At 62.9% G+C, this 6302-nt stretch carries 3 protein-coding genes; all 3 read right to left on the bottom strand.

Translation table 11 applies throughout. The features are described 5' to 3' along the window. Nucleotides 1-12 precede the first annotated feature (12 nt). On the bottom strand, nt 13-1332 hold the full coding sequence (rodA, locus tag NW852_RS11790; RefSeq protein ID WP_414333893.1) for a rod shape-determining protein RodA: 1320 nt from the start codon (nt 1330-1332) through the stop codon (nt 13-15). A gap of 33 nt (nt 1333-1365) precedes the next feature. Then, entirely contained in the window at nt 1366-5706 is a 4341-nt protein-coding gene (locus tag NW852_RS11785; protein ID WP_414426769.1) for an NINE protein, read from the bottom strand. Between the two features lie 74 nt (nt 5707-5780). Then, on the bottom strand, nt 5781-6071 hold the full coding sequence (locus NW852_RS11780; protein WP_414364815.1) for a hypothetical protein: 291 nt from the start codon (nt 6069-6071) through the stop codon (nt 5781-5783). Nucleotides 6072-6302 lie beyond the last annotated feature (231 nt).

Here is a 6302-nt window from a genome sequence, read left to right as displayed (position 1 = left end):
GAACTCTTGAAATTACTTGAAAAAGGTGGTGCGTTGGCGGTGCATCACCACCGATTCCACCAGGCCGATGGCCAGAAAGTTGGTCAACAGAGCCGAGCGGCCATAGCTCAAAAAAGGCAAGGGCAGGCCGGTGATGGGGGCCAAGCCAATCGTCATACCGATATTGACTACCGCCTGAAAGAGGATCATCGCCAACACCCCGATGGCAATGAGAGACCCGAAATTGTCCTTGGCTCCTTGGGCAATCCAGATCAGCCGCGCACACAGAATCCAAAACAGGATCAGCACCGTCAGGGTGCCGACAAAGCCCATCTCTTCCCCAATGGCCGAGAAAATGAAATCGGTGTGCTGCTCGGGGATAAAGTCCAGTTGGGTTTGGGTGCCCTGCTGGATGCCACGGCCCCAGAGCCCACCGGCGCCGATGGCGATGCGAGATTGAATCAGGTGGTAGCCGGATCCCCAGGGCTCTTGCATGGGATCGATAAAAATCTCCAGCCGCCGCCGCTGGTAGGGCTTGAGGATGTGCCAGGCCACCTGGCCCAGATGCCCGGAGAGCAGGTTGATCACTCCAAAGGTCATCGCTCCTGTCCACCGCCAAGGCAGCCGCCAAGCCGCTAGGCTCGCCATGCCCAGGCACCAGATCAGCCAGACCCAGAGCATCCAGCTCAACTCCGCGCGGGTGTGCAGGCCGTAGAGAATGGCCCCCACCCCCGGCGACAGCAGCAGGAGGATCCAACTGCCCTTGGCCCCGGCCCAGTAGAGCATGACCAGCAAGATCACCACAAACACCAGGGCGGTGCCCAAGTTGGGCTGCAGGAAGATCAAAACCCAAGGAGGAGCGACGACGGCAACAGCCACCCAGATTTGGCTGAAGTATTTGATTGGCCAGTGGTGCAAAATGGCCGCCAGGGTGATGATGACCCCCAACTTGGCAAACTCGGAAGGCTGTACCTGGACGCCGGCAATGGAGATCCACCGCTCTGCCCCTCCTCCCGCCGTGCCGAAAAAGAGCACTGCAATCAAGCCCGCCAAAGTCAGGCCATAGGTGAACCAATGCCAGCGCAGCAGCCGCTCGTAGGGGATCCGCGCCACCATCGCCAAAAACACCAGGCTGATCCCGGCCATGATCAACTGCTGCAGCCAGTAGTGGCTGATGGGACGCTCCCAGACAGCGCTGCGGATGGCGATGATGCCGATGCCCGTCAAGGCCAGCACCGTGGCCAGCAAAATGCCGTCGAACTCCCGCCAAGGCAACAGGATTTGCTGCAGGAGCTGTTTCCACCTTGACTGGGGGGGCACTTTCGGATCAGCGCTGGACAGGAAGAGGGCCATATCTGATGGAGCGACGCCGGCACCAGTTTATCTCTATTCCCAGCCCTGCAGTTGCTCTAGCCAGGCAGAGAGCCGGGATCCCACCTGTTCTCGGCGCTGCTCAAAATTGGCTGCTGCCCAAATCAAGAGCACCCCCAGCAAGATCCCCATCCCCCACAACAGGATTGGGTCAGTGGTTACCCACAGCCACCCCTGCCGCAAGACGCCCAGGCCAAAGCCCAGGGTGCCCGCCCACAGGTAGGCCCGCACCCGCAGCGCCAAACCCAGTACCCCCAAAGCCAAGCCCAGCCCCACCGGCCAAAACCCCGCCCCCAGTTGCCCGTGGGTTTCGATCAAAGTCACCAACACCAATAGACCCGACGAGAAGGCCCGCAGCCGGTGCCGACTCTCTCGAGCACCAGCCTGTTGCAGTCCGGGATCCACCTGGGCCACATAGAGCAGGGATCCCACCAGAGGCAGGGCATAGAGGGTCAGGGAAGCCCAATCCTGCTGCCAGCCGTAATTCCACAGGATCCAGTTGCTCAAAAACAAGCTGATGTAGCCCAGGCGCACCTGGGAGCGCCAGATGGCCAAGAAAGCGTAGTAGGCTGCCCCCAGCAACAAATTGCTGTTGTTGTCGCCGCCCGCCGTCACCACCAGGGCCAGCAACGGCGCCACCAAGGCCGTATTTGACCAGGGATCCGCCGGCCAGCCCCACCGTTGCCAGGGCAGAAAGTAATAGAGGAGTCCCAGCCCACAGAGCAGGGATCCGGCCCATTGCTCCACCCTCAAGCTGGGGAAGCCCAGCCACATACTACCCAGGCAGATGCCGACTCCCTGCCAAGCGCTGAGGTGGCACCAGGCCGTTGGCAGCCAGCCCGGCTCTGTCGGGGATCCCGGCGTCGATCTTCTCCCCTGGGCGGCGGCATAGGCCGCCAGGCCGGATCCCGTCAGCACCCAGAGGAGCCGCCCCCACCGGCTGAGGCGAAGATCGAAAAGCGCAGGCCAAAGGACGAGGTTGGCCAGGGCCCAGTTGGCCGAGGCCATCCAGCGCAGCCAAGCTCTTTTAAGCTGCAGGGTCGCCACCAGCCAAGGGGGGCAAAGGCGGTAGACCACTGCCAGGAGCCATCCCAGCAACGCGGTCAGCACCAGTCCATCTCCCCAGGATCCCCCTGTCTGCTGGCTCAGGAAGTGAATCCAGCTCTCGTAGGCAGCCAGTGACATCCCGCAGGCCCCCAGGATCCCCTTCCAGTTGACGGGAGGGTCTTCTTCCGTTCGCATAAGTGGGACGGAGTCCCCACCTTGCTCTTGTGCCCCTGGGATCCCCTGCCCCAGGCCCAACAACACGATGGCCAGGCCTAAGCTGCCCACCCCCGTCAGCTCGCTCCACTGGGCATGGGATCCCAGCCAACCCAGCCCGGCATAGATCAGCGGCCCTGTCTTCCAGCAACTCAGGGTCTGGACTCGCTGCAGGAGCTCTCCCCCGCCGGGGAACAGGAGTTTCTCCGGCCCTATCCAGAAGAGGATCCCCAAGCCTAGGTTGAGGACGGCCCACAGAGGCAGGATGGGACGGGATCCCTGCACAACCCAGAGCAGGATGCCGGTCGCCCCCAGCTCCAAAGCCCAGATCAGCCCGTAGGCGATCCCTTCCACCACCGCCCAGGAAACCGAGCCGGTGGCAGAGTCCGTCCCGTCGGCGCCAACGACCGCCGAGCCACCCCTTGAGAGAGCCACCCCCAGCCGCAGGCCGAGCGCCACCAGGGCCACCCCAGCCGCCAAGGGCAGAGCGCCGGGGAACATGGGCTGCTTGCCGACGGAAATGGGGAGCCGAGAAGGATCCGCCAGGGCCGCCGTTGTCGCCACTGTGAGGGCAAAGAGGAGCACCAACCCCAACAGCAGGCCCCAGCCATCCAGGGCCGGTCGGTAAGCGGCTTGTAGGCGAGAAGAGAGGCGCAAAATTCCGTAGCGACAGCCGCTCAAGAGCAACCCCAGCACCGCCAAGGCCAGCAGCCACTCCGCTTCCGTGAGCGTCGGCAATAGCCGGCTGATTCCCACCAGGCCGATCCCTACACCAAAGGCCACCGCCAGCAGTGCTTCTGGAGTAGGAGAACTGGGAGAGGGAGAAGCCCACAGCCACACCTGAGTTGCCAGCAGCAGCACTCCCAGCCCTAGCCCGAGCAGATCCAGGCCCGGCCTGCCGAGGGTGAGCCCCTGGGCCATCACCAGGGAAAGCACCGCCAGAAGGCGCAGGGATCCCCGCGCCGGAATCCCTTGTCGCCAAGAAAAAGATCCCCCTTGCTCCGGGATCTGCAACCAGCGAGGCATAAACGCCAGGGGCGGCCAGGCCCACACCTGCGCCGCCGTCAAAACCGAGGGCACCGCCAGCCACAGCCAGCCAATGGACTCCGTGCCCTGCGCCAAAAACACAAAGTAGCTGGATCCCAGCAGCACCAGCCCCATCCCTTCGGCGCTCTGCTGCCACAGCCGCACCGGCAGTCCCCCAAAATGTCCTGAGGCTGCCAACAACCGCCCGCCCAGCGCCACCCGCCCCGTCCATTCCAGCAAGCCCAGCAGCAGCAAGATGGCCCCCCAACTGGACAGGCTCCAATCAGGCCAAAGCCAGCGGATCCCGGCCAGAAGCGCCCCCAGCCCATAGGCATGGGTCAGAAATACCCACCCAGCGCCAACCCTGGACTTCTGCCGCAGCCACCAGGCCAGGATGCCAGTACTCAACAGCAAATGCCAAAAGCAAATCGCCGGCTGGGGAAAGCTCAAAAGCAAGAGGGATCCGCCCAGCCCCAACACCAAGCGCTCCGTCGGTTCTGCCAGCGCCGCAAAACCCGCCTCCTCGCCTTCCCGAGGTCTCTGCTGCCAGCGGGCCGCCAGCCCCAGCCACAGCACCTCATAGGGCAACAGCACCAGCCCCAGCAGCCCCCAAACAGAGTCGAGGGGCTGCAACCCACCCGTTAACAGCGCCAGCACGCTCTCCCGCCAGCTTGCCGGCCACACCTGCCAAAAGGCCCAGGCAGTTTCCAGACCCAGCAAAAACAGCAGCGCCAACTCCACCCTCTGCTGACGTTGGCTCAGTCGCCTCGCTAAGAAGCGGATTCCCAGCAGGCTGATGACCAACACCTGCCAGGCGTTCTCCCCCCAGTCGCTGGCCGCCAGCAGCCAGCCCAAAATCAACAGCACCCCGCTCCACCAGGGCCGCCCCACCTGAGCCGGCTCGTAGTCCTCAGCCGGGCTTTGGGGCAGCCAACCCAAGAGGGCCACCGCCAACCCCAACTGCGACACCTGCACCTGCCCTGAGAGCAGCCCCCGCAAGATCAACAAGGAGCCAGCCGCCCCGATGAGCCACAGCCGGGATCCCCGCAATTCCAGCGAGCGGCGGCTCCAGGTGTAAATCACGGTGCTGAGGATCCCCAAGTAGAGGATCCCAAGGACAAGGGTGGGACGAGACTCCGGCGGCCCTAGGCTCCAGAAGAGGTGTAAACCAGAAAGAGATAAGAAGTTCACCAACGTTCCGTAGAAAGCAGAACCCGCCCCCAGCAAGTCGGCCCGTCGCCAGGCTCCCCACGGGATCCCTATGAGTAACCCCAAAGCAACAGCTCGGATCCCCCACGGGATCCCCAGCCCGTCCAGCGCCCACATGTTGATCGGCAGCAGCAGCAAAGCAACAGCCTCTAAAGTTTGGCTTGTCAGACGCAGCCCGTCCTGCCGCTGCGCCCACCTCGCTCCCACCCCAAACGCCGCCGTATAAGCCAAGAGCACCCCGTACTGAGCTGCCGGGGAAAACTCTTGCCAGCGGCTGGCCGCCAGCACCCCCGAAGAGACCACCACCAAAAACAGGCCCAGGAGCAGCAGCCAAGCTACGCTCAGCTCAGACAGCAAGTTGCGCAACAACACAGCTATCCCCGGGGGAGAGGAGAGCTCCCTAGTTTCGGCTGGCGGCTCTTCCCCCGCCACGACAACCCCAGAGCCGGCCAAGCCAGCATTTCTTTCCCGCAGCATCTGCGGGATCCAGATCAAATCGAGGAGCTGGCCGATCCCCAGCAGCCCAAAAGTCAGCAGCCAGAGCAGCCCTGTGCGCCAGCGACCCAGATAGAAGCGGTGCAGACCGCAAAGGCCGAACAAACCTAAAATCCAGAGCACGTAGGCCGAGCCCAGACTGGCTGGGATCCCCCCGCCGACAGAAGTGGCTCCTGGCGCCGATTCCGCCTCCAGCCGATACTGCTCCACCAGATGGCGAAAGTGCTCCGGCGTCAGCAAACCCAGCTCCAGCAAGGCTTGCAACCCCCGCAAAACCTGCTGCCGGGATCCCGAAACGGTGAAGTTGAACGAGTAAGAGCGGGACTGCTCGGCTCCCTCAGGTGGAATGTTATTCTGGGATCCCATGGCCGGATTCTTTGAGCAAAAAGGCTTGGGGCCACTGCTACTCTAAGCCTTGCTCTGTTGGATTGCTATGCTCTTCACAAATGCTCCAGCAAAGCGTGGGTGCTGGGCAGGACGGGGAGAGTCATCAACTGCCCCAGCCGCGAAACGGTGAGCTCCGCCGCCGGCATGGGTTCCGAAACCTGTCCGATGCTGAACACCAGGACTTGGTTGCTGTACGGCAAGATCTCGTCCAAATCCGCCGAGGCAAAAACAATAGCCGTCCCTGCTTGGGCGCGTTCCAGCAATTGACTCCAGACCCACAGCGCCGACTCAATGTCCAACCCGCGCGTTGGCTGTTCCATCAGCAACAGGGTCAGGGTTGACACTCCCACCGACTAAAGTTGGGGGATCCTTACGCAGTCCACAGACGGACTCGCAAAGGCGCTGTCAAGACGCCCCTAGACAGTTCCTTGAGACAGAGCCTCAAGGTTCTGCTTACTTGTTGACTTACAGCCCTGTCTGGGTCTTTCACCGGGGTAGGTGCTTGCTTAGCGGCAGTTGTAGCAATGAACTACCCCACCGCGTAGGCGGGTGGGGTTTCCTCACCCGCTTGACAG

It is taken from the genome of Synechococcus sp. H60.1 (assembly GCF_047462335.1).
Classification (GTDB): Bacteria; Cyanobacteriota; Cyanobacteriia; order Thermostichales; family Thermostichaceae; genus Thermostichus.
The sequence above is the reverse complement of the archived record's forward strand: the minus strand, read 5'-3'. Positions and strand labels throughout refer to the sequence as shown.

Coding starts and splice junctions, on each gene's coding strand:
- rodA (WP_414333893.1), bottom strand. CDS start 1,332: ATGGCCCTCTTCCTGTCCAGCGCTGATCCGAAAGTGCCCCCCCAGTCA.
- NW852_RS11785 (WP_414426769.1), bottom strand. CDS start 5,706: ATGGGATCCCAGAATAACATTCCACCTGAGGGAGCCGAGCAGTCCCGC.